At 41.5% G+C, this 23,812-nt stretch carries 24 protein-coding genes; 15 read left to right on the plus strand and 9 right to left on the minus strand.

From position 1 onward, the window contains the following. Nucleotides 1-44: 44 nt before the first annotated feature. Nucleotides 45-539, minus strand: a complete 495-nt coding sequence (locus tag RS893_RS04905) for an ureidoglycolate lyase (RefSeq protein WP_315790136.1) — start codon at nt 537-539, stop codon at nt 45-47. 892 nt (nt 540-1,431) lie between these two features. On the opposite strand from RS893_RS04905, the gene RS893_RS04910 reads away from it, so the two are divergent. From RS893_RS04910 to RS893_RS04925, 4 genes are all read left to right on the plus strand, one after another. Beyond that, nucleotides 1,432-2,034, plus strand: a complete 603-nt coding sequence (locus tag RS893_RS04910; RefSeq protein WP_315790137.1) for a superoxide dismutase — start codon at nt 1,432-1,434, stop codon at nt 2,032-2,034. A gap of 178 nt (nt 2,035-2,212) precedes the next feature. Beyond that, nucleotides 2,213-2,419, plus strand: coding sequence for a hypothetical protein (locus RS893_RS04915; protein ID WP_315790138.1), 207 nt, complete (start codon nt 2,213-2,215; stop codon nt 2,417-2,419). A gap of 21 nt (nt 2,420-2,440) precedes the next feature. Further along, nucleotides 2,441-2,659, plus strand: coding sequence for a hypothetical protein (locus RS893_RS04920; protein WP_315790139.1), 219 nt, complete (start codon nt 2,441-2,443; stop codon nt 2,657-2,659). Nucleotides 2,660-2,926: 267 nt separating this feature from the next. Continuing rightward, nucleotides 2,927-3,316: a response regulator gene (locus RS893_RS04925; RefSeq protein WP_315790140.1), complete on the plus strand. Its 390-nt coding sequence runs from the start codon at nt 2,927-2,929 to the stop codon at nt 3,314-3,316. A 333-nt stretch (nt 3,317-3,649) separates the two neighbouring features. Here RS893_RS04925 and RS893_RS04930 read toward each other — a convergent pair whose 3' ends face one another. The 4 genes from RS893_RS04930 to RS893_RS04945 all read right to left on the minus strand — a co-directional run bounded on the left by RS893_RS04930 (nt 3,650) and on the right by RS893_RS04945 (nt 8,398). Continuing rightward, a complete protein-coding gene (locus RS893_RS04930) occupies nt 3,650-4,060 on the minus strand; it encodes a DUF2294 domain-containing protein (protein WP_315790141.1) in 411 nt (136 codons plus the stop codon). A 773-nt stretch (nt 4,061-4,833) separates the two neighbouring features. After that, nucleotides 4,834-5,469, minus strand: coding sequence for a uracil phosphoribosyltransferase (upp, locus tag RS893_RS04935; RefSeq protein ID WP_315791868.1), 636 nt, complete (start codon nt 5,467-5,469; stop codon nt 4,834-4,836). A gap of 304 nt (nt 5,470-5,773) precedes the next feature. Beyond that, complete coding sequence (locus RS893_RS04940; protein ID WP_315790142.1) at nt 5,774-7,024, minus strand: URC4/urg3 family protein; 1,251 nt, start codon at nt 7,022-7,024, stop codon at nt 5,774-5,776. A 114-nt stretch (nt 7,025-7,138) separates the two neighbouring features. Beyond that, nucleotides 7,139-8,398, minus strand: a complete 1,260-nt coding sequence (locus RS893_RS04945) for a GTP cyclohydrolase II (protein WP_315791869.1) — start codon at nt 8,396-8,398, stop codon at nt 7,139-7,141. Between the two features lie 265 nt (nt 8,399-8,663). Here RS893_RS04945 and RS893_RS04950 point away from each other — a divergent pair, with 265 nt between their 5' ends. From RS893_RS04950 to RS893_RS04990, 9 genes are all read left to right on the plus strand, one after another. Next, nucleotides 8,664-9,134, plus strand: a complete 471-nt coding sequence (locus RS893_RS04950; protein ID WP_315790143.1) for a tetratricopeptide repeat protein — start codon at nt 8,664-8,666, stop codon at nt 9,132-9,134. A gap of 625 nt (nt 9,135-9,759) precedes the next feature. Continuing rightward, nucleotides 9,760-11,109: an FAD-binding oxidoreductase gene (locus tag RS893_RS04955; RefSeq protein ID WP_315790144.1), complete on the plus strand. Its 1,350-nt coding sequence runs from the start codon at nt 9,760-9,762 to the stop codon at nt 11,107-11,109. 197 nt (nt 11,110-11,306) lie between these two features. After that, entirely contained in the window at nt 11,307-12,353 is a 1,047-nt protein-coding gene (gene rtcA, locus RS893_RS04960) for an RNA 3'-terminal phosphate cyclase (RefSeq protein WP_315790145.1), read from the plus strand. Nucleotides 12,354-12,869: 516 nt separating this feature from the next. Continuing rightward, the gene (locus RS893_RS04965; protein WP_315790146.1) at nt 12,870-13,262 is read left to right on the plus strand and encodes a serine/threonine protein kinase; all 393 of its coding nucleotides are present in this window, start codon (nt 12,870-12,872) and stop codon (nt 13,260-13,262) included. After that, nucleotides 13,234-14,202, plus strand: a complete 969-nt coding sequence (locus RS893_RS04970; protein WP_315790147.1) for a serine/threonine-protein kinase — start codon at nt 13,234-13,236, stop codon at nt 14,200-14,202. Before RS893_RS04965 ends, RS893_RS04970 begins: the two co-directional genes overlap by 29 nt. A 210-nt stretch (nt 14,203-14,412) precedes the next feature. Next, entirely contained in the window at nt 14,413-14,913 is a 501-nt protein-coding gene (locus tag RS893_RS04975) for a hypothetical protein (protein WP_315790148.1), read from the plus strand. A gap of 400 nt (nt 14,914-15,313) precedes the next feature. Further along, nucleotides 15,314-16,237 carry a class I SAM-dependent methyltransferase gene (locus tag RS893_RS04980; RefSeq protein ID WP_315790149.1) on the plus strand — a complete coding sequence of 308 codons (924 nt, stop codon included), beginning with the start codon at nt 15,314-15,316 and terminating at the stop codon, nt 16,235-16,237. 192 nt (nt 16,238-16,429) lie between these two features. Next, nucleotides 16,430-17,056, plus strand: a complete 627-nt coding sequence (locus RS893_RS04985) for a Uma2 family endonuclease (protein WP_315790150.1) — start codon at nt 16,430-16,432, stop codon at nt 17,054-17,056. 50 nt (nt 17,057-17,106) lie between these two features. Continuing rightward, entirely contained in the window at nt 17,107-18,078 is a 972-nt protein-coding gene (locus tag RS893_RS04990) for a PrsW family intramembrane metalloprotease (RefSeq protein ID WP_315790151.1), read from the plus strand. A gap of 26 nt (nt 18,079-18,104) precedes the next feature. On the opposite strand, the gene RS893_RS04995 is transcribed toward RS893_RS04990, so the two are convergent. From RS893_RS04995 to RS893_RS05005, 3 genes are all read right to left on the minus strand, one after another. Further along, the gene (locus RS893_RS04995; protein WP_315790152.1) at nt 18,105-18,977 is read right to left on the minus strand and encodes a 6-carboxytetrahydropterin synthase; all 873 of its coding nucleotides are present in this window, start codon (nt 18,975-18,977) and stop codon (nt 18,105-18,107) included. A 440-nt stretch (nt 18,978-19,417) separates the two neighbouring features. Further along, a complete protein-coding gene (locus RS893_RS05000; RefSeq protein ID WP_315790153.1) occupies nt 19,418-20,020 on the minus strand; it encodes an ATP-dependent Clp protease proteolytic subunit in 603 nt (200 codons plus the stop codon). A gap of 95 nt (nt 20,021-20,115) precedes the next feature. After that, nucleotides 20,116-20,793: an ATP-dependent Clp protease proteolytic subunit gene (locus RS893_RS05005; protein WP_315790154.1), complete on the minus strand. Its 678-nt coding sequence runs from the start codon at nt 20,791-20,793 to the stop codon at nt 20,116-20,118. 258 nt (nt 20,794-21,051) lie between these two features. Between RS893_RS05005 and RS893_RS05010 the strand changes: the two genes are divergently transcribed. Together RS893_RS05010 and gloA2 are read left to right on the plus strand one after the other, a co-directional pair. Next, nucleotides 21,052-22,296 carry a VWA domain-containing protein gene (locus RS893_RS05010; protein WP_315790155.1) on the plus strand — a complete coding sequence of 415 codons (1,245 nt, stop codon included), beginning with the start codon at nt 21,052-21,054 and terminating at the stop codon, nt 22,294-22,296. An 82-nt stretch (nt 22,297-22,378) separates the two neighbouring features. Further along, nucleotides 22,379-22,765: an SMU1112c/YaeR family gloxylase I-like metalloprotein gene (gene gloA2, locus RS893_RS05015; RefSeq protein ID WP_315790156.1), complete on the plus strand. Its 387-nt coding sequence runs from the start codon at nt 22,379-22,381 to the stop codon at nt 22,763-22,765. Between the two features lie 365 nt (nt 22,766-23,130). Here the strand turns inward: gloA2 and RS893_RS05020 are convergent, their stop codons facing one another. Next, nucleotides 23,131-23,658, minus strand: a complete 528-nt coding sequence (locus RS893_RS05020) for a hypothetical protein (RefSeq protein WP_315790157.1) — start codon at nt 23,656-23,658, stop codon at nt 23,131-23,133. Between the last annotated feature and the right edge of the window lie 154 nt (nt 23,659-23,812).

Consider the following 23,812-nt stretch of genomic DNA (forward strand, 5'->3'; position numbering starts at 1 on the left):
CTTTGTGGTTCATTCTTCATGCATAATTGATGTAACCTAAATCTTTAAACAATCTCAAACTCTATCTGCTGATTCTGCAAAAAATCATAAGTGAAATGATCCACCATATTCGTATCACTCAATTCTAAATTGTAAAAATCCACGCTCTCATGCTCAAAATAAGGTCCGGCGTGCCAAGTTCCCACCTCTAACTTGATAAAACAATTCCCAGGAATACGGAAAGCAGAAATGTTTTCTAAATCTGGTTCATTCGTATCATTATTAGGAGGACAAACCGCAATTAACCAGTCCTTGCCTTCTAATGAACCCAGACATTGAGTACATTGGACGTGGCGAGTGATTTTGTGAAATTTCCGTCCGCGACGTTCCAAATGCATAATATAAAACCGGGGTATGCCTTGATTTAATTTTAATTGAGCATCTTCTGTATCGAAGGTTTTACCGTCTTTACTAGGAAAAATTACCTGTCCGTAACGAGCAAAGTTTTCTGGCGTTATTAATTGGGCTTCTAATTGTTGTACTGTTGTTGCTGTATTCATATTTATTATTGCGTATATTAAATATTGAAGAGTATGATTATTTGAGTTCTCTAACCAAAGCTCTAAATGCTTTCATAGTAGCATTCATAGCAAAATTTTTACTTCTGTTTAAACACTCGGGAAGTACTTCAGTAATCGGTAAATTCGGGAAAATGCGACTAGTCATTGATTCAATATACTTACCATCAACAAGTATATTTATTTCTAGTTTTTTCTCTTGATGGCGATCGCTATCTATAAATCTGCTCTTTTTTTGATGTTAAAACAAGCTACTTTTACTGAGTTTTGAATGCATATATTAATTTAAATGTCAAGATTTTTGCTGCTTCAATTCTATTTTGTACTTAAAGTATGATTATAAAAATAACTACATTAAGCCTTTGGATTTTTTTGGCTGACTATTTACGATAAAGTCATAAAAATAACTAATAAATTTTATAGTTAAGCTCCCTGCTAGTGAGATTTACATCTGCTGAGTTTGCTAGCTAATATTTGCTCTGAGTTTAAAATCAAACCTACGATAGATGTTTTAGTATTAATACTCAAATACAAGTTTTTTGGTAGCATTTTCGTCAGCATGTAACTTAAGATTGACGCTTCCATTACCACGTTTGCTAGTAGAATCAAGTTATTAAGTTTTATTGCCTGTTTTCAGCAACCTAAATTCAGTGAACAGTGAACAGTTATCAGTGAGGCCTATCGTGACGCTCAGATAAGCGCTATCAACACTTTTGATCAATTGGTCAGGGACTTAAACCTAAGCGAAGATGCGCCCTTTACTGATAACTGATAACTGATAACTGTTAAAAGCAGCTGAACACTGAGTTATTTATTTTCCGAAGCTTCAGCAGAAGCTCTAAACTGGATAACGGTAAAGAGAGGATTTCACAAAATGGCATTTACACAGCCCCCCCTTCCTTTTGCATTTGATGCTTTAGAGCCATACGGTATGAAAGCTGAAACTTTCGAGTACCATTATGGTAAGCATCACAAAGCTTATGTAGATAACCTCAACAAACTCACTGAAGGTACAGAGCTTGCTGATAAGTCCTTGGAAGAAGTAATCCAACTTTCTTTTAAAGATTCCTCCAAAACAGGTGTTTTTAATAATGCTGCCCAAGTTTGGAACCATACTTTCTTCTGGAACTGTCTGAAGCCGGCAGGTGGTGGTACACCTACAGGTGATTTAGCTACCAAAATTGAAAAAGATTTTGGTAGCTTTGATAAATTTAAAGAAGAGTTTTCTAATGCCGCAGCGACTCAGTTTGGTAGCGGTTGGGCTTGGTTAATCGATGATGGTGACACCTTAAAGGTAATGAAGACACCTAATGCTGAGAATCCTCTTGCTCACGGTAAGAAGGCACTTTTAACCCTAGATGTTTGGGAACACGCCTACTACATCGATTTCCGCAATGCTCGTCCAGCATTTATCAAGAACTTTTTGGATCAATTGGTGAACTGGGACTTTGTAGCTGAACAATACGCTACGGCTTAAATTCAGTGAACAGTTATCAGTAAACAGTGATCAAAAACTGATAACTGATAACTGTTTATTAGCTGAAATATCAATTGATTCACTAAAACTTAAGACAGTCACGACCGGAATCGTGACTGTTTTGATTCATCATTGTATTAAAGCAACTTATATATTCAACAATTGAGAAATAAAAGACATGGATAGCAAAGACTTAGCCCAGTACATGGAAGCAACCGACAGCATTGCCAAACCCTGGCTGATGGTACAACTGCGATTGAAGAAACTGCAAGAACTGCGCGAAGCACTTTCAGAAAATGAATACGCTGATACTTTGGCTGATATTCACCAAGATTTAATGAACTTAGGTGAATGGTGGTGCGGTAGGGAAGATGAGGTATTTTAAATAAGCAGAGCTATTGTCGCTGTGGCTCATCGGATTTTGACTGCTGTCTATCATATGTTATTAACACCTCAGCCTTATCAAGACTTGCGTGTCAACTATCGATTGGCAGCCCCAAAAAAAGCATCTGCTCAAACGTATGCGTTCTCGTCTGGAACGGCGTTTTTAGCTATTCCCAATGCCCAATACCCATTTCCCTTGAAGAACGCAAGCGATCGCTATGGCGCACAACAACTTAACTAAGATAAAGATTTGTCAACTATCTCTTGACTATGCGTACATTTACTAGCAACATATCAGCTTGGTGTTGCTACTAGCTTGTGGTTGTTCTATCCTGAATAGCAGCGCAGATACCCAACCTAGTCAGTCACACACGAGTTCATCCGTTTCAGACCGCACATAGTAGCATCAGCCGCCTGGAGGAAACCTCGTACATCTGTTGAGAAAAATCACTCATTACCGAAGATTTTTCCCAAATAGTGACTTGATGTGTGAGGATTCTTAATGTTTATGCATGGGAAGCCATTAATTTTGGTTGTAGAACCAAATCTACATGAAATAGAAATTCTCAATAGTTATCTTAAGAAACTAGAATTTTCATGCATGTATGCCAAACAAGGGGTAAGAGCTTTAATCCTGGCACAAACTCATAAACCAGATTTAATTTTTTTAGATATGGTTCTGCCTGACTTAAGTAGTATCCAAGTTATCTATTATCTCAAGCGTAATCCAGAAACCAATCAAATACCAATTATTGGGCTAACATCTGGAAGCAGTGCAGAAGATTTCAATCCTGCTCTCCAGACGGGGGCTGTTGATTGCATCGCCAAACCTTTTAATTTCCATCAAATACAATTTTGTCTTCGTCGCCATCTTAGCTTATTACACTCTTTTAACTAAGCAGGGCTATTTCATTGTTGCTACAATCCGCTTGGAAATTTATTTCCAAGTAATACCCTAAGTCCGTTAAAACTGATAACTTGCACCAAGATCAACAAGAGCCAGAGGCTCTAATTCTTGTTACCAGTTGAACCTGGTAACAAGGATTTGGAGGCTCAGCCTCCTCCTACCTGTTGCAACTCTTGCAAGACTCCCACAGGCAAATATGCCCACAACGAAAGAATGAAAATTTAACTCCTCCTACACCCCTACACCCTTAAACCCCCACACCCATTTTCAAGACAGATGTAAATTAAAAATCTTTGTGAATTTTGACTTTTACACCACCAACCGCTAACTTTTAACTGCAACATTTTTTTTACGAGCTTTAGGAATAGCTTGAGGATTGCGAACCTCAGGCAAATTTTCGATAAAAACAATTATACCCGTACGACCCGTTGTTAAATTTGTATGGCTAATTAAGTCTAATACTGGTTTGCCGATAACTTCCTCAATCAAATCTTGAATCTGTGGAACCATGATTCTGTCTACATCGATTCTTACTTGCTCAGCCAGAATATCAGAACCAGATTTCATCAAAATTTGCTCAACTTTAGTCACAGAATTTTCGAGAGTAATTGCTAATTCTCCATGAAAAAAATGGCAATTAATTTTCGTAGGACGCAAACCAAGTTCAACATTATAAAGAGAACGGATACGATTGGAAATTTCTCTCTCTAATTGTCCAATAGTAGGTGCTGTCATATCAATTTCCTATATTAGAAAAGCCCAAACACCAAACATAATTATCAAAATCTTTGTCCAGATTTTGCATAGATAATATTTCTTTCGCTCCAGACTTACGAAAGAAGTCTGGAACAAAAGGGCAGATAATTTGCCCTTGAAATTTTTACTTTTATCAATCTCTCGTAAAAGTGATACCAATTTGAAAAATAATCATGACAGATGGAAACCTGAAACGCTTATTTAAATAAATATTTCACAATCCAAAATCTGTCTTACAAAGCTTTGAGATTTCCTCTGGGACGCTGCTTTGTAGACGCGCAAAGCGCGTCTACAAACTTTTCGCAAAATCCAAAATGGTATGAGTTTGACAAGAAATTTTATAGTGTCAATAATTTCCCTGAAATTGTAATTAGGAAAACATTCAGAAGATTTTCATATTTAAATACATAAGAAGTATTAATAATTTTGGTAAATGTGGACACACTGTGGTTTTACATTGCACAACATTTAATACCGTAGCATTTGTGATAAATAGATGGCGATGGTATCCAAATATTCATCATAAGAACCATAAAACAAGCAGATATACAGTTTATTTGTATAAAAATAAATATATTTAAGCAGTAATTTCCCGTATATCTAGAAACAGAGTGAATACATGATTATGTTTATAAATGCGTATTAACTTGTCGAAGTAGGTATTATAAGGCAAGAAGGATGAATGCTTAAATTTTTTCCTTCTGCCTTAATAAAATATAGTAAACGGTCAAAATTGATTGATAGTGACTAGTTCATTTAGTTCCAAATAATCTATCCCCAGCATCTCCTAATCCGGGAATGATATAGCCATGCTCATCCAACTTTTCATCTATAGCCGTAGTGTATATAGGTACATCAGAGTGTACCTGGGTGAAATGTTCGATTCCTTCTGGTGCAGCAAGTAAGCAAACAAACTTGATTGATTGCGGATTAGTGGATTTAAGTCTTTCTACTGCTGCGACAGCAGAATTACCAGTTGCCAGCATGGGATCGACTATCACCACATCTCGCTTGTTTATGTCGTGAGGAACTTTAAAATAATACTCTACGGGAATCAAGGTTTTGGGATCGCGGTATAAACCAATATGTCCCACTCGTGCTGATGGTATCAACTCTAGCATTCCGTCCAAAATTCCCTGTCCTGCCCGTTGAATAGAAATTATAACCAACTTTTTGTCTGAGGCGAGGACAGGGGCACTCATCGGTGCTAAGGGTGTTTGAATTAGTTCACATTTGATCTGTAAGTCTCGCGTTACCTCATATGCCAACAACATACTAATTTCTTTGAGGAGAAAGCGAAACTTTGCCGTACTAGTTTCAGCTTTACGCATGAGCGTTAGTTTGTGCTGAATTAATGGATGCTTAATTAGTATTACTTGATTTCCCATGTTAGTGATCGGGGATTGGGGATAGGGGGCAGTGGGGAGGTGGGGATTAGGGGCAGTGGGGAGGTGGGGGGAGTGTGTAGACGCGCTCATAGGCTTCCCGTAAGGGTGGAGTGTGAGAAGTAAGTAGTTTAAAGAACAAGTAACTACTAACCATTAACCACTAACCACTAACTACTAACCCTACTCTTGTGAGAAGACGCTTGCGCGTCTACGGGTTCGTCAGTCGCTCATGGGGGACTCACCGGCCCCTACTCCCCCAAGGGAGTGGGGATTGGGGGAGGGACCCCCTGCGTAAGAGTCGCTGCTAAAATACTGTGCCATCACTTTTTATCTGTATGGGAGGGATACCACCTGTCCGCAGTTGGGCAGCTATTCTTCGGCCAGCTGTCCAGGTTCCTCCCTGCAAAATTTTCACTAGTGGTAATTCCTGCTTACTCATGCCTAACTTTGTTCGTACTGTAGCGGCGATTTGATCTAGAAGAATTACAGTCAAGGCACGCCATTCAACAATAACTTCGGATGCTACTGACTGAGGCTGAGAAAAAATATCTGGATGTTTGGCCTTAATCAATCCCAAGTCTAGGCATAAGCCGCCATTACGATATTCTGGTAATCCAGTCAGGGCATCTAAGTTTGTTATTTCTATGCCCAATTCTTGGAGAGGTTCAAGCAGAGAATAACTCAGCCACTGAGATAGTTTGTGAAATGGAACTAAACCATCATCACTGACGGCTGAGTGAAACCAGACATCTCCCAGATTTGACCCGGCTATTTCCAAGCGTCCAGGCCAAATGTCACTTAGTCCTTCCAAAACAGCAATTAACACAGTTGCAGCTGCTAGCTGATTATTTTTTTCTTTCGCCAAAAGATAATCTACCAGATTACCAGGACGGGGATTTTGTTCCCCAAATATCTGGGGCAAAGCTAGCAGGAGGTGACCTAATTTTTGCAATAATTGCGATCGCCCTGCAATTCCCACCAAGGGATTTTCTGCGGTTGCACCCAATCCATCGGCCAGTTCTTGTTCTGTTAACTGTTGTAATTTTTGGGCATTTACTTGTAAAGGTTGATGGGGATCGCTGGCGAAAAGCCCTTGACAAAACATATGGTAACTAGCTACTGCCAAGCCTTCAGAACGCTTAAAGCCTAATTGAGTTTCTTTTTCATAAAAATGCCAGCGATCGCCAGCACCAGCATCCAGTAACACACTAATGATTGCTAAATCAAACTTAGCAGCAGCTTTCTGGATAGGTGTCATGTTAGCTAACTTCTCATCCAAGAGAGCCAAACGTGGTACGCCTCCAGCTTCAAAATGTCGCCAACGACTATGAAACGGGATTTGTAAATCGGGATACTGATCCCGCATCACTGCAATCACATAATCTGCCACCCGTCCTAATTGATCTAAATCGCAAGCAAAATGATGGGACTTGCCTGCAACAACCATTGTAAATATTTGTTCGCAACGGTCCCGGATGGCAATTGGCGATCGCAAATAAGCAACCACCTCAGTTTCTTTTGTTGGCATTCTCTGCGCCTTAGCGGTTGTTTCCATTCCAACTTCCTCTAGCCGATACACCCTCTCAAAGAAGTCTGAAGTGTAAAGGATGAAGGATGAAATGAGAAATTACTTTACACTTCAGCCTTCATACTTCAGCCTTCAATAAACTTAATCTGTCAAAGAACGACCCTTAACCTCCGCTAAATCATCTACCTCCAACACCTTGCCTGTAGTGTAATAACCAGCAGCTTTTTTCGCTTCAATTTCGACACGGGCATCTTCGGGAACCAACTCTTCAGGAAGAGGTATGCGTTCCACAATTTCGATCCCAGCTGCGGTGATGGCGTTGTATTTCATGTTGCTCATCGACACCATGCGATCAATGCGGGTAACTCCCAACCAATGCAAAACATCTGGCATTAATTCTTGAAAGCGCATATCCTGAACACCCGCGACACATTCGGTACGAGCAAAGTAGGCATCAGCGCGATCGCCACCTTCTTGCCGTTTGCGGGCGTTGTAAACCAAGAATTTTGTTACTTCTCCCAAGGCACGTCCTTCTTTGCGACAGTAAACTATGATCCCAACACCGCCTTCTTGGGCGGTTTGTACACAAACTTCTATGCCATGTACTAGATAGGGGCGACAGGTGCAAATATCTGAGCCGAAGACATCAGAACCGTTACATTCATCATGTACCCGTACTGCTAAAGGTTTATTGGGGTCGGTAATTGCTGCGACATCCCCAACAATATAAACTGTCACACCGCCAATTGGTGGTAAAAATACCTCCAAATCAGTCCGTGTAACTAGTTCTGGGAACATGCCTCCAGTTTGTTCAAATAAAGCACGCCGTAATTCACCCTCGGAGATTTGAAAGCGTTTAGCTATTCCTGGTAAATACCAGACAGGTTCAATTGCAGCTTTGGTGACAACCAAATCACCACCTGGTTTCATGATCTTGCCATCGATCGCCAAGCGCCCTTTTGTCACTGCCTCTAACAATTCGGGCATGTTGATGTGAGCTTTGGTGATGGCAATAGTAGGGCGAATATCATATCCTTGCTCGTAGTAAGGCGCAAACACTTCACCTACAATTGCCCCAAAAGGATCAAGAGAAACAATTTTGTCAGGGTCAAACCAACTCGAATGCGGCCCGATATGCTCAACTGGGGAAGTATTAGTGAGATCTGCCCTGTGATCTGACTGTAATGCACCACTTGCCACCGCTAAGGCACGATAAACCGCATAACTGCCAGAATGAGTGCCAATCACATTACGATGTGCTTGCTTTGTCAAAGTGGCAATCACAGGACCCCGTTCCATCGGATCGCTTGCTCCCCATTTGATAGGAATTGGTTTGGGACCAAAGCGGCTGGGATGAGAAGTTAGAACTATATGCCTGGAAACGCTGTTTTGTTTTGGCATAGTCATTTATTTTGTCTTGGGATATTTCTTATTAGTCACCAGTTAACAGGCAAACGTCAATAGTTGATGACCACATGTTCTGTAAAATAGTTATCCATTGATACGCAATGAAACACTAGATCGTATTACAAGCTACAACAAACAAAACATTTATTGCTGTAACTTGCAATTTATCAGGTGAATTTTAAAAGTCGATTAAGAAGTTTATTTTGAGAACATTTTGTGCGAAATTTGATCCAAAGATACTATCTCTCACGTCAAATTCATGGATTCTTTATTTGTCAATTCCTTACTTGAAGACTTGAAAAATTCTGATGAAACAGTCCGCGAACAAGCGACAAAAAAGCTTTGGCGCATCTGGTATCAGCAAAAGGGAATTTATGGGCTAGAAATGATTGAACGCAGTCAAAAGTTACTAGATTCAGGACAAATTTCCCAAGCAGAAGCAGTCTTGACTGAGTTAATTAATGAACAACCAGATTTTGCTGAAGCTTGGAATCGTCGTGCTTTTCTTTACTACACTACTAGCCAGTATGAAAAATCTTTGACTGATTGTCTCATGGCTATTCAGATTAACCCAGTTCACTTTGGGGCATTGCATGGCATGGGCTTAAGCTACGCAGCTTTAGGTGAGTATGCCAAAGCGATCGCAGCTTTTAATCGTGCCTTAGAAATTCAACCCTACTCTCTGGTAAATCAAAAATTAATTCTCGAATGTACATTTCGATTAAGTTAAAACACAAAGAATAAAATAATATTTTGTATTAAATGCAACCAAAGACTAAGGAATAATATTTAATATCGTGTCCGCTTAAACACTTGTGTTATGCGTCGGGGTCGGTAATTGGTAATTGGTAATGGGTTTGAAACAATCTTCCCAACCAATTGCAAACAATAAAACACGATCTCGTAAGCAATTAACCGGACTTGATATAAAGTCTTAATTGGTGCAAATAATATCTAGTATGGCTTATTTGTTATTGATACCTGTGGGAACTTCACTTGTGTCAATAACAATCAGTAGCCATGAAAAAATTTTTAAAGCCAGTTTATCAATGGGGTGTGCCTTGTTCCCTTTGAAATTACTGTAAAAAATTTTTACTACCTTTATAAAAAGCTAATTAATTTAGATACTAATATCTTGTTTTCTTGTGCTGTAGTGTTTTAGATAAGTAGAATTTTAGCAAACACATAAATATATCTAACATTCCTAAATCATTCGTAAACAACAAGATCCCCGACTTTTTAAACAAGTCGGGGATGTGGCTTTCTCAATGTTCACTTTTGCAGATAGCATTGCTATATATAAAATTTATAAATAATTCTCTTGACTTTATGCCATTGGTATCCTTATTGCAACCATGACAACATATATAAAACCCTACGATTTAGAAGCCCTAATTAATTCTCTACCAGGAATCGAAGTGATTACAGATTCCTCTCAAGTGGCAAAATTATCCCAGGATTATCATACCTTCAGCCCGGTTCTTGTTCCCAAATTAGCAGGAAAAGTTGGGGATATAGTCTTACGGCCAGCCAACGAACAAGAAGTATTAAAAATTGCAGCTACTTGTGTAAAATATCGAGTTCCGATAACTGTAAGGGGTGCAGGAACAGGAAATTATGGACAATGTGTACCTTTACACGGTGGCGTCATCCTTGATATGACGCGGATGCAGGAAATCTGTTGGGTAAAACCAGGAATAGCGCGCGTCGAAGCAGGGGTAAAATTAGCAGCACTGGATAAAAAAGCACGAGAAATCCGTTGGGAAATGCGGATGGCACCCTCTACCTACCGCACAGCAACGATTGCCGGCTTTGTGGCTGGTGGTAGTGGGGGAATTGGTTCCATCCAATATGGACTGTTAGGCGATCGCGGTAATCTTTTAGCATTAAAAGTCGTCACTTTAGAAGATGAACCACATGTGATTGAACTCCGGGGCGACGATGTACAAAAAGTCAATCACGCCTGGGGCATTAACGGTATTATCACTGAAGTTGAAATCCCCCTCGGTCCGGCTTATCCTTGGGCAGAAGTAATTATTATCTTCCCACAATTTATGGCAGCAGCCAGATTTGGGCAAGCGATCGCTGATGCTGATGGCATGATTAAAAAAGAAATTGCTGTGTTTGCATCCCCTATACCCCAATACTTTACGCCGTTGCGGCAATACATCCCTGATGGTACTCACGCCGCTTTATTATTAATTGCGGAACCAAGTTTAGAGTTATTGCCTGGGTTAGTGCAGCAACATGGTGGCAAGATAACTTATCAAAAAGTACAAGAAGCCGGAAAAGGTGTGAATTTATTAGAATTCACCTGGAACCACACCACTCTCCACGCCCGCAGCGTTGATACTTCCATCACCTATTTGCAAAGTATCTTCCCCGCCAACAAAAACCTGGAACTCGTAGAGCAGATGTATCATTACTATGGGGATGAAGTCATGATGCATTTAGAGTTCATTCGTGTCAACGGCGCAGCAATTCCCGCCGCCTTACAACTTGTACGCTACACCACCGAAGAACGCCTGAACGAAATCATCCGCTATCACGAAGAACAGGGTATATTTATCGCCAATCCCCACACTTATATTATTGAAGATGGTGGCAGAAAAGTTATCGATCCAGAACAGTTGAAGTTTAAGAAAATGGTAGATCCCTATGGATTAATGAATCCTGGTAAGAGTAGAGAAATTGGGGGAGTGTGAGGAGATGGGGAGGTGGGGAGGTGGGGTGTGAGGAGTGTGGGGAGTGTGTAGACGCGCTTTGCGCGGCTTCCCATAGGGTGGGGTGGAGGAATTACCACTAACCACTACTACTAACTACTAACCACTAATGTACAGACGCGAGGAACATCGCGTCTGTACCCACTAACTACTAACCACCAACAACCAACCACCTGATTATGATTCACATAGATGGTTCCTACGGCGAAGGCGGGGGACAAGTTCTTCGCACCTCCCTGAGTTTAGCTGCTATTACAGGTAATCCAATTAGCATTTACAATATCCGCGCTGGACGCAAAAATCCAGGGTTAGCCGCGCAACATTTAACAGGAGTGCGTGCGACTGCAACAATTTGTGATGCACAAGTACGGGGTGATGCTTTGGGTTCGATGATGCTGGAATTTATTCCTGGTAGAGGAGTGAAAGCAGAAAATTACAGCTTTGATGTCAGCGAAGCGCGTCAAGGTGGTTCCGCAGGTGCCATAACTTTGGTTTTGCAGACTATTTTGTTACCTCTGGCTTTAGCAACTGGTGATTCGCGAGTCACCCTAAAAGGAGGTACACACGTCCCCTTTAGTCCACCTATAACGTACATTGAACAAGTGTATCTGCCTACACTCAAACAGATGGGTGTGGAAGTAGAAGTAAAGTTAAACTCTTGGGGTTGGTATCCCCAAGGCGGAGGTGTGGTGGAGTTACTGGTGAGTGGTGGTAGAAAACTTGCTGGGGTAAATTTGGGAAAACGTGGTGATTTGCAGCAGGTAAGGGGGTTAGCGATCGCCACAGAATTACCTTCTCACATTCCTCAACGTATGGCTAGCCGTGCCGAAAATTTATTAACTGAAGCAGGATTGAAACATGCAATCAAGCCTGTACGAGAAAAAGGCGTTGCACCAGGAACTGGTTTATTTTTGACTGCGGAGTATGAAAATAGCTTAGCTGGGTTTAGTGCTTTAGGGCGTTTGGGTTTACCAGCAGAAAAAGTTGCTCACATGGCTTGTGAGGAACTACTGAAATTTCATCAAACTGGTGCAGCAGTGGATGAACACTTAGCAGATCAATTATTATTACCAGCTGCTTTAGCGTCGGATCAAAGTGAGTATCAGGTAGCAGAAGTTAGTACCCACTTGACAACAAATGCTTGGGTAATTGAGCAGTTTGGGTTGGCAAGGGTGATAGTGGATGAAGGCGAGAAGCTGGTGACAGTGAAGCCTTTGAGTGAATAATGAGATGGGTTACACTTTTATTCTTTATCCCTAGTACTGTGTCAAGTTTGAATTGAGAGATAAACCAATTTTTAATTCTCTTCTTTTGTCGTTCGTTCCTTTATCCTGCAAAACAACTTGACGAAGCACTAGTTCCAGATTAGGTGTTTTTGAGATTAAATACTCGTTGAACAAGTTTTGATACTGACGAATGAAGCTTTCACACTCGACGACGAAGTTTGGAAATTCACTCACGAGAATTAAAAACTCGTTAATGAATTTCTCATCCTCGTTTACGAAGCTCAAATACTCAAAGACGCAATTGGAAACACTCGTTGACAAGTTTTAAATACTCAACGACGAGGTTGTAAGACTCTCTAACGAAATTAAAATACTCGGCCATGAAGTTTAAATCTCAGCTAATGAATTAAACCTCTTGCACAAATATTTTTTAGTGTAAACAAGCTCAGTGCGATCGCTAGATTACAAAATTACACTGTGCCATAATAAGCTTCATAGTCTCAAAATCAGACAAAAATGGTTTGGGTACCTGGGCAAAAATTGCAGGGTGATAAGTACATTATCGAACAAGTCCTGGGACAAGGGGGATTTGGGATTACCTATAAAGCACGACACACTTTCCTGAATAACCTAGTTGTAATCAAAACGCCCAATGAAACCCTACGCTATGACCCAGAGTACCCTAAATACGTCAAGCGATTTATTGAAGAAGGGCGGCGACTGGAAAAGCTTTCGGAAACTCAACATCCAAATATTGTTCGGATCAGGGATTTGTTTCATGAAGGTGGTATATACTGCCTAGTCATGGATTTTGTGCAAGGGGAGGTTTATTTCAACTTGTGCAACAACGGAGAGCGTTACCCAGTGAAGCAGCAATCAAGTGTATACATCAAATTGGGGAAGCTTTAAAGTAGTACACCAAGCAGGATTAGTTCATCGTGACGCTCACCCAGGTAATATCATTGTGCAGCAAGATGGTAAAGCTGTTTTGATTGACTTTGGTATTGCTGGCGAGACTATACCCACCACCGTTAGTTCAAAAGTTTTCGTCAATCCAGCTTTTGCACCTTACGAACAAATACGGAGTGGACGAGAGCCATATATCGATGTTTACTCTTTAGCTGCTTCTCTCTACTACGCTGTCACAGGTCAATTACCCTCACCATTACTAGACCGTAAGCTTTATAGCGTTCCCTTAATTTTGCCACAGCAACACATTCCTAGTATCAGCGATGACTTAAATCAAGCAATTCTCAAAGGCATGGAATTGGAACCCCAAGACCGCCCCCAGACCATGCAAGAATGGTTAGAAATGCTAGCTCCCAAACAAGTTGTAAGCATTGGTTCACCTGGGTATCAGTTACGGGGTGGAAAATACACCATCGAAAGAACTCTCGCTCAAGGTGGCTTTGGGATCACTTATCTAGCTAGGAATGATAGAGGAGAATGGGTTGTCATCAAAACCCTGAATGAAACCGTACAACGTCGCCCTGACTTTGCCAAATTACAAGAAGATTTTGTCAGAGAAGCGCTACGGTTAGCCAAATGTAATCATCCGCATATTGTCCGGGTTGACGATGTATTCCAAGAAGGGCAACTATGGTGCATGGTGATGGAATACATTCAGGGAGAAAATCTTACAGATAGAGTTGTCAACCGTGGTATTTTGTCACAAGCTGAGGCATTAGGCTACATTCGCCAGATTAGCGAAGCGCTAACAGTAGTTCATAACAATGGCTTGTTGCATCGGGACATAAAGCCAGCAAATATAATTGTGCGTGCAGGTAAACAAGAAGCAGTATTAATTGATTTTGGCATTGCGCGAGAATTTACCCCTGATTTAACATAATCTCACACAGCAAATCTCACTCATTGCTTTGCACCCATTGAGCAGTATGTCACAGTAGCCAAACGAGGTGCTTATACAGATGTTTATGCTTTAGCTGCAACTCTGTATTTTCTGTTAACCAAAACACTTCCTCCACCTGCTCCACTTAGAGCTGATGGTACAGAAACATTACAGCCACCACAGGGAATTAATCCCAGTATTAGTGATTGGGTGAATCGGGCGATTCTTGAAGGGATGGAAGTAGATGCACAAAATCGTCCGCAATCAATGCAGCAGTGGTTGGAATTGTTGAAGAAACCTGTTAGGCAAGTTGTTAATAATTCTTCGTCTCAATCTGGAAAGTCAGGGAAGTCTAGACAAACTCAAAATAATGCTTTAACTCAAATATCTTCTCAAGCACAGCAAAGCTCAAAAACTATCCCTTGGGGATGGTTAACAGGTGTTTTGTTAAGCTACTCAGTTTTAGGCTTCCTTATAGCACCTTCAGCTGGAGCTGGATCTGTAGGTTTGGCTGGAACTGGGGCTGTGGTTGGGGTTTCAGTTTTAGCTGTGGTTTTAGATTTGGCTGGAGCTGTAGCTTTGTCTGTGGCTTCAGAAAACTTACTCGAATCCTTCAGCAGGTTTCACACATTTCTCATTTTGGCTGCTACTTCTTTGTTTGGTTTGGGGTTAGGGTGGTTGTCATATCAGATATTTCCAATATTTAAATAAAGGCTTCACATATTTACAGGATGATTTTCTTTCTCAGTTTATTTCTTCGCGTACTTTGCGTCTTTGCGGTAGCCTGCGGCAAGCCGCTTTGCGTCTACATTACTTCATCCCTACATTGTGCAACGCCTGTAGTGCTTCTCAGTTGCGTCAACTACAGAACCTCACCCCGCCCTATCGGGCACCCCTCTCCTTAGCAAGGAGAGGGGCTGGGGGTGAGGTATGTATTGCATCCGATTTAAAATCGCTATAAATAAAGGCTGATTTATATTTCTTGTAGTGCTTCATGAATAAGAAAATTCATTGCAATTGACAGTTTGACTCACCTTGAGGTTTATCATTTCAAATAAACAGGCTCCTTCCTGATTGCAACAAAAAGCAGATAACTTAAGCAACATTACTGATGAATACGGCTGTAAATAATACTCCAGGACTTGCTACCCGCTTGGTAAATGGGGTACTGGCGATCAAGCCACTGTACAACTTTGCCAAACATCAAGCCCGGCAAATGATGATTAAACGGGCAGAGAAAATTGGAGTGCCTTGGAGAAAACAAGTACAGGCACTGCGATCGCATAATTGGGAAAGCGAACTAGCAAAAGTACAAAATCCCCAACTCCAATACCCAGACTATTACGTCACTTCATTTCACGCCTACGACAAAGGTAATCTCAGCTGGGATGCAGCCCTAGAAGTAGAAGTTGCTGCTTACGCCGTCCACGCTACTATCTGGGCTGGTGCAGGAGCCAAAGGTGATGCTCAACTGCGTCAGAGTTACCACGATCTCCTCAAGCAACAAATTACCACCCCACCACAAGATATCCTCGACTTAGGGTGTAGTGTGGGTATGAGTACTTTTGCCCTACAAGAACTTTACCCCCAAGCGCAAGTTACTGGCGTAGACTTATCTCCCTACTTTTTAGCTGTTGCTAACTACCGTTCCCAACAGCAACAACGCCACATCAACTGGGTTCACGCAGCTGCTGAATCAACTGGCTTACCAGACGCTTGTTTTGATTTAGTCTCTATTTTTTTGGTGTGTCACGAATTACCCCAGTCAGCAACTCGGCAGATTTTTGCTGAAGCAAGACGTTTGCTGCGTCCCGGTGGACATTTGACAATCATGGATATGAATCCCAAAGCGGAAGCTTATCAAAAAATGCCTCCCTATATTCTGACCCTGCTTAAAAGTACTGAGCCGTATTTAGATGAATACTTTAGTTTGGATATTGAGCAAGCAATAGTAGAGGCGGGTTTTCAAACTCCTACCATCACTCGCAACAGTCCTCGTCATCGCACTATTATTGCTCAATTCATTAGGGAGTAAGTGCATTACAGTTCCATCATCAGCTTCTGGAGAATTTGGATGGCTTGATCGCGATCGCATGAACACAAGACAACCTGATGTCCAAGGTCTGCAAATAGCAATGCTAGACGGACTACCATTCTGCCAGTTCTTAAAATTCCAATCGTGTTCTGTCTGGTAGACTGAAGTCATTAGATTGGGCTAAGTTGACCTATGAGTATTGCGATCAACCAACCAATACAACAAAAGCCACTCAGCTTTGAGGAATTTCTCACCCGTTATGGTGGCGATAACCGCTATGAGTTGATCGATGGAGAGGTGTTCGACTTGGAACCAATAGGCCTACATGAAGAAGTTGCAGCCTTCATTACAGCAAGGCTGTGCGTTCAGATCGACAGAACAGGCTTACCTTGGTTTGTCCTTCAGCGCGGACTATTACGTCCTTCTAATATTGGTATGACAGCATTTCGACCTGATGTTGCAGTTGTTGATCGAGATGAACTTACCAAAGAACCGCTTTGGTCTGACCAGTCGATCCTGACATTGGGCAGTTCGATGAAATTTGTGGCGGAAGTTATTAGTAGCAACTGGCAAAATGATTATGCCCGTAAGGTTGAGGACTACGCGGTTTTAGGCATTCCCGAATACTGGATTGCAGACTACGCAGGTAATGGTGGTACTCGACACATTGGGAAGCCCAAACAACCCACCCTCTCTATCTGCACGCTAGTGAATGGAGAGTATGAAATTCAGCAGTTTCGGGGCAATCAAACTATCGTCTCTCTAACCTTCCCAGATTTAAAGCTAACGGCTGAACAGGTGTTGAGGGCTGGTAGGTAAAATCACCATGATTCAACTACCCTCAATGTAATATCGATATATGTTAACAAGTGCTTGATATATCTTTATTTCTGTGGGCAGTCGTACCTCCCCTGTTGCTTCTGGTTTACTATTATTGGCGCTTCGCCAATAGCCCATCCCTGCTGCGACTGCTGTTATTTTTTGTAGCTGGGGCAATATCTGGTTTTGTTGCCCTTAGTTTAGAATGGCTTGTGGAAACACAACTCAACTCGTTTGCACTCTGGCGACAAATTCGTACTACTCTTGTGGGTGTTGCTTGGCGCCAGTTGCTAGAGGTAGGACCGATAGAAGAAGCTTGTAAGTTAATAGTAGTAGTTGCTTTGGGCTGGTATTTTCAGCATCGTCAATATGGCTTACGCCCCACTACAGTCTTCCTCTTCACCATAGCCGTTGCTTTGGGATTCACCGCCGAAGAAAACTGGATTTATTTTGTTCATGATACAGCATCAATTTTAGAAAGGGCGATCACCACCCCAGTCCACGCTATGTTCTCTGCACCTTGGGGTTATGCCTTAGCATTATCTTTACCTCGCTATCACCCAAGAATTACCAAAGCTTGGTTCAATTCTGTTATTTGTCATGCCCTAGTTAATGTTTTATCTAGCGCTTGGCGTTATCCACAACCGTTGTCTTTCCTCAGCTATGGTTTATTTCCCTTTTTGTTGTGGATGTTTTGGCGACTAGAACAGTTGCTGCGAAAAGTAAAAAGAATACCACCCATTACTTTAATTAGTGGTTACACACCACAGCACCGCTTTTGGCAGAGGGGTTTAGTGATGTTTGCACTTATATTGGGTGGTAATGCAATTTTTGGATTATTTCTGTTGCTAAGAAGTTTGAATTCTATCACTCCAGCACAGCTTGTTGAGCCTAATATCCTCTGGTTTATATTTAGCCGCCTCTTGCTAAATTTAAGTTTTGGACTAATAGCCTGGAAAATTTATCGCTACTTACGAAATCAAGTTCGTAGTCAGCGCTTTAGCGCTTGCATAAAGAAGTGAACTCCTGACTACGAACCTAGATTAAGCTAAATACGCGCTAAAACTGGCTGAGTTGCTGCGACATTAACAGAATTGGATTCTGTCTCAGTACAGTAAATTTCACAAGAATTATTCGGACTTTCAATTAATTTGACTTTATAAAGATTTGCTCCCAACTTTTGAATAGGCGATCGCAATAAATTACTAATATGAAGTGCGATGTTTTCAGCAGTAGGCACAACTTCTGAAAAATAGGAGATATCTTTGTTCAAGAAAGTGTGATCAAATGGCTCAACCACATAATCTTCGATCACTTGATTTAATGCACCTAAATCCACAATCATCCCAGTACGTGGATCTATTTCCCCTTTTACTGTCACTTCTAAATGATAGTTGTGTCCGTGACCGTTAGAACGAGCACACTTACCATAAATCTCCAAGTTATCTTGATCGCTCAGATCTGGATGCGCTAGCCTGTGAGCGGCGCTAAAGTGAGTACTAACGCTGAGATAAGCTTCCATTCCGTTTCCCATATAGTCTGCCCAAAGTTCAGGATTTTCAAATAGCTGCACACGGACTAGAGGTAAATGGGGTGCTAGCCGTTGCCAAATCACCCTTACAATATTTTCTGTGGTAGGCAGAGTTTGTTGAAATTCTGCCCAGACATCGTTGAGATAGGAAAAGTCTAGTTGGCTAGTTACTTCTTGCTTAATCACGTGTTTGACATCAGACAAATTCAACACCATGCCATATTTATCTAGTTCGCCAATGAGGGAGACAAATAAAACATAGTTGTGTCCATGTCCCGGAAAGCGAGAGCAAGCACCAAATTTCTCTAAATTCTCAGCTTCACTCAATTCTGGCAACCAATAGCGATGGCTGGCCGAAAATTGAGCGCGGCGATTCACAACGCATTGCATGAGTGTACTGGGAGCATTATTTAATATTTCTTAATATTTTAACGCTTCCAGTCTCAATAATTTTGGCATTACAGAATATACATGACTTAAAAGTAACCTCACCTTGGCTGGAAGCTTGCTCTAGGTTGACTTGTGTGTACACCGTAGGGAGGTGGGGAGTGTGTAGACGAGGCGGTGCGGTGGTGAGGCAACGACTCTTACGCAGGGGGTTCCTCCCCCAATCCCCAACGCCTCTTTCTTTCTTTATGCCGGGAGACCTGCGCGGCTTCAGGCAGGGTGGGGTGTGTAGACGCACGCAAGCGGCTTAAGGTAAGGGTGGAGTGGGGAAGGTGGGGAGGTGGGAGGAATAGAGATGTTCTCCCACCTCCCCCTTGTCCTCCTTGTCCCTCTTCCCAATTTTTAATTTTTAATTTTTAATTGTTTAGTCCCTGATCCCTTCCCTAATTCGGGCGTTCCTCAATCACTTTGTCAATCAAGCCATATTCTTTTGCTTCCGCAGCAGACATAAAAAAGTCTCTTTCGGAGTCTTTTTCAATTCTCTCTAGTGATTGACCAGTATTTTGGGCATAAATTTCGTTCATCTGCTGGCGGATACGCAGAATTTCTCTAGCTTCAATTTCAATATCACTTGCTTGTCCACGCATACCGCCAGGAAGCAAGGGTTGGTGAATCATGATCCGGGAGTGGGGTAAAGCCAGGCGTTTGCCTTTTGTACCACCCGCCAGAAGAAAAGAACCCATTGAAGCGGCTAAACCTACGCAAATTGTCACCACATCAGATTTGATGTGTTGCATAGTGTCGTAAACTGCCAAGCCAGAGTCGATCGCACCACCAGGAGAATTTATATATAAATAAATATCTTTGCCTGGATCTTCAGAATCCAGATATAACATGATGGCGATAATCTCGTTGGCGAGTTTATCATCAATTTCTTCCCCGAGAAAAATGATGCGATCGCGGGCAAGACGACTGTAAATGTGAATCCACTGGGTGAATTGTTCGCCCGGCAATCTGTAGGGGACGCTTGGATAGCCAATTGGCATATTTTACTCCGTTTGTCAATGGTCAATGGTCAATGGTCAATGGTCAATAGTCAATGGTCAAAACAAATGACAAATGACAAAGGACAAATGACTATTTAGAGAATTCCAGCAGTGGTTGCTGGGGTGTTGGCGACTTCGGCTTTTTCAAAAACTCGGTCTATCAAACCGTATTCCACAGCTTGCTGGGGAGTCATGTAAAAGTGACGATCCATATCCTTCACGATTTTTTCTTTGGGTTGTCCTGTGTTACGTGAAAGGATGTCTACCATCGCCGTTTTATTTGTGATTACCTCTTTAGCTTGGATCTGAATATCCGTTGCTTGTCCTTGGGCAAAGCTTCTGGGCTGGTGTAAGACAATGCTGGAATGGGACAAACTAGCACGACAACCTTTAGTACCAGCACTCAGAAGTACCGCAGCCATACCAACTGCTTTACCGATACAGATAGTATGGATAGGAGGCTTAATGTACTTCATCGTGTCATAGATGGCGAAAGCTTCGGTTTCAAAACCAAATAGCCGCCCCATTTGACCGGAACTCCCATCAGAAGTACCCGTAGAGTTAATGTAAACTTTGATTGGTTTTTCTGGATCATCGGACTGCAAATACAGCAGTTCAGCAATGATGAGTTTTGTAACCTCTGCAAATAGGGGAGTTCCCAGATAGACAATTCGCTCCTTTAATAATAAAGAGGGCAAATCTGGTGGCGGCGTGCGGTAGAAGTTATCGCCGTAGTAGGGGGCTTGCACAGCCTTGATGGGAGAAACGTCCATAGGAACTGTTGCTTGAAATAATGCCGTTAACTGTAATACATCCTAACGCGATGCTAGTGTTGTTGGAGGTGTGGATTTCTCGCTAAGTTAGTTAATGGTCAATTGTCAATTGTCATTCGTCATTTGTCCTTTGTGCAAAGCTAATACAATCATGACCAATGACAAATAACTATTTTGCTAAATATCTTTTCCGTAGAGGGGATATTGTCCCCTGAAGTTATTTATAAATATGTATATCCTGGATGGAAACCTGAGGTTATGAAGGTTAGTTTGCTGCCAACGCTAAATGATGGCAATTTGGATGCCAATCAAATGAACAGCCAACGTCAGTTGGCAATTTCGCTATCTGCGATCGCAGAAGTTAGTGATCGTAATGTACCACTGAATTTATGCCTAATCCTTGATCATAGTGGTTCGATGAGTGGGCGACCGCTAGAAACTGTCAAGAAAGCGGCTAACCAAATTGTTGATCGGCTTAAGGAAGGCGATCGCTTGAGTGTGGTTGTTTTTGATCACCGCGCTAAAGTTTTAGTACCGAATCAAATTGTTAGTGATCGAGAAGCTATTAAACAGAAAATAAATCGCCTTGCTGCTGATGGTGGTACTGCGATTGATGAAGGATTACGTTTGGGTATTGAGGAACTAGCAAAGGGCAAAAAAGAAACTGTTTCTCAAGCCTTTTTATTAACTGATGGTGAAAATGAACATGGAGACAACAAACGTTGTTTGAAATTTGCCCAGTTAGCCGCAGGCTACAATTTAACTTTGAATACTTTGGGATTTGGTGACAATTGGAACCAAGATATTCTCGAAAAAATTGCCGATGCTGGTGGTGGAACTTTATCTTATATTCAACGACCTGAACAGGCTGTAGATGAGTTTGCCCGCCTTTTTAATCGCGTGCAAGCTGTGGCATTAACTAATGCTTATTTGCTGTTTTCTTTCATGCCAAAAGTGCGGCTAGCAGAACTCAAACCTGTGGCCCAAGTGTCTCCAGATACGATTGAATTACCAGTGCAACAAGAAGCTGATGGGCGTTTTTCTGTGCGTCTAGGAGATTTGATGAAGGACACAGAAAGAGTAGTTTTAGCTAACATGTATTTGGGACAGTTCCCTGCTGGTAAACATGTAATTGCTCGTGTGCAAGTACGTTATGATGATCCAGCACAAAATCAGACTGGGTTACTTTCAGAAAATATGCCTGTGGAGGTAAATGTGGTTCCAGCTTATCAAGGTGAGGCGAATCCAGAGGTACAACAGCATATTTTGGCGTTAGCTAAGTATCGGCAAACACAGTTGGCTGAGGCAAAATTACAACAAGGCGATCGCGCTGGGGCTGCAACAATGTTACAAACTGCTGCCAAAACGGCTTTGCAAATGGGAGATGTGGGTGCAGCAACGGTGTTACAAACTTCTGCGACGAGGTTGCAATCTGGAGAAGAGTTATCGGAAAGCGATCGCAAGAAAACCAGGATTGTCTCAAAGACGGTTTTGCAGGATTAGTTGTTTACGGGTGGGCTTTTTGCCTACCCTATTATGATTAAAAATAAACCGCACAGACGCAGAGGACGCACCAGAGAAGAGGATGAAGAGTACAGGGATTCATCATGTGGCGATTATTTGTTCTGATTATGAATGTTCTAAGAGGTTTTATACGGAAGTTTTAGGTTTTTCTATTGTTAATGAGAGTTTTAGGAAGGAGAGGAATTCTTATAAGTTAAATTTACGGGTGGGGGAGAATGATCAAATTGAGTTATTTTCTTTTCCGAATCCTCCGCAAAGAGTTAGTCAGCCGGAAGCTTGTGGTTTAAGACATTTAGCTTTTCAAGTGGATAATATTGAGGAAGTTGTCAGTGAGTTAAAAGCTAAAGATGTTGAAGTTGAAGAGATTAGAATTGATGAGATTACAGGGAAGAAATTTACTTTTTTTCAAGACCCGGATGCTTTACCTTTAGAAATATATGAACTTTAGAAATATTTAGAAATATAGCGCTTTCGTTTGCATGAAGTTCAGCTTTATCGGTATTCATCTGTGTTCATCTGTGTCCTTCTATTTACCCTCCGGGAAGCCCTTCGGGTACTCTACCTTGAAGCCGCGCAAAGCGCGTCTACGTTTTTTCTCTTCTGTTGGACTAAATTACCGACCTCCACTACCGCTTTTTATTAGCCTTCCACGTCCCACCATAAATATAAAATGGGTTATTTTCACTCACAGAAGACCAACATTGAGGGCAAACAAACACCCATCCACCCTCTTTATCGTGTTTAACACGATAAAGAACTGATGCGGGTTGCTTACATTGGGAACATAGTTTAGTTCGATGCGATCGCGCCATTTTATTCTCTATATAACAGGTCAGTTTTTAGACCATTCAGAAATATCTGCACTATTCCCTCATCACCATTCCACTCACCTCCTAAATATTTTGCTAAAGACTGACAAATATCTTCTTTTACTTTCTGTTCGGATATACTTTCAGGGGATGTTTCTTCAACGATGGCAGTAGTATCGCTACTTTTTTCAAATTCGGTAATACTAGAAATAATCTCAAATTTTCCATCTACATAACAAACAGAGTCTTTGTATTCCATCAAAGTTTGCAGATAAGCTGTTTGCAAAGCTGCTTGCCATCTGTTGCCAAATTCCTGAATAATGGATTGACCAAAGTACTGTTCCCAGTTTTTGAGAAAGCCTGAGTCTTCTCGGAGTTTTGTAAGTCTTTTATACTCTAAATCTCTAATTTGGTATTTAATCCCCAGCCGAATGACATCAGCTACACTCAGTCCTGTTTCTCTGGCTACTTGTTTTAATAATTCATCTTCTTCTTCTGTGAGTCTAATTCTATATTGCTTTACTCTTTTCATTTGGCTATCCAATGGATATCTTTTATGATTTCTACTATAGCTTTAAATTACTAAAGCAGTTAATTTAACGTAGATGGCGGTTAGTGGTAAATAACTACTAACCAGTTTTCAGTTATTCAGTTATCAGGTAATTTCCAAGGTGATAACTGTACCC

Source organism: Fischerella sp. JS2 (assembly GCF_032393985.1).
Classification (GTDB): domain Bacteria; phylum Cyanobacteriota; class Cyanobacteriia; order Cyanobacteriales; family Nostocaceae; genus Fischerella.